Origin of the sequence: Bartonella florencae, from assembly GCF_000312525.1 — a bacterium.
In the GTDB taxonomy this organism is placed as follows: domain Bacteria; phylum Pseudomonadota; class Alphaproteobacteria; order Rhizobiales; family Rhizobiaceae; genus Bartonella; species Bartonella florencae.
In genome coordinates, this window is record NZ_HE997536.1 from 1 (window position 1) to 213 (window position 213).

Below are 213 nucleotides of genomic sequence, written 5' to 3' on the forward strand. Positions count from 1 at the left end.
GATTATGCCAAACATGATGCCGGACAAGCACGCAGTAAGGCACAAGCTTCAGAGAGTATAGCATACCAAGCTTCGAATAAAGCGAGTGACGCAAAGCAAATAGCTGATGGCGCTAAGACTACAGCAAGTTTAGCGCGGATGTACTCAGAAGAAGCCAAGAAAAAAGCCGAGGCAGCAGATTCACGAGCTTATGAAGCCAAGGATGAAGCCACG

At 47.9% G+C, this 213-nt stretch carries 1 protein-coding gene; it reads left to right on the forward strand.

Translation table 11 applies throughout. The features are described 5' to 3' along the window. The coding region (locus tag BN202_RS10085) for a hypothetical protein (protein WP_019220351.1) at positions 1–213 on the forward strand (213 nt) is incomplete at both ends.